Origin of the sequence: Stenotrophomonas sp. A3_2, from assembly GCF_036624925.1 — a bacterium.
Lineage (GTDB): Bacteria > Pseudomonadota > Gammaproteobacteria > Xanthomonadales > Xanthomonadaceae > Stenotrophomonas > Stenotrophomonas hibiscicola.
In genome coordinates this window covers 1-313 of sequence record NZ_JAZKVY010000225.1, presented here as the reverse complement: position 1 = coordinate 313, position 313 = coordinate 1, and the positions used below count along the sequence as shown (strand labels likewise).

Genomic DNA, 313 nt, shown 5'->3' with positions numbered 1-313 from the left:
CCGGTCAGTCGCCGTTTCGGCGGGACCAGATCAGGTTGAAGCTGCCAGCTTCCTCCTCCTCGACCAGCGTGGCGTAGATCGGCGCTGGGAAGCTCGGATCGTCCAGCTTGACCGAGAGGTAGTCGCGGCCCTCGCCGGAGGTCTTCTTCCAGGCGGCGCCGAACTCCACCTGGTTGCAGAAGACGCGGTAGTCGGGCGCTTTGTCGCTGGCCTTCTCGGCGGCCTTGATCGTGGTCTTGGCGCTGATGCTCAGGGTCTTGACCGCGCCCGTGAAGGTGTCGCCGGTCTTGGTGAAGGTGCCGATGGTCGCCAT

General features: G+C 65.2%; 1 protein-coding gene. It reads right to left on the bottom strand.

Translation table 11 applies throughout. From position 1 onward, the window contains the following. Nucleotides 1-4 precede the first annotated feature (4 nt). Nucleotides 5-313 (bottom strand): DUF736 domain-containing protein (locus R5H29_RS07825; protein WP_332329017.1); only part of this gene is annotated, 309 nt, incomplete at its 5' end.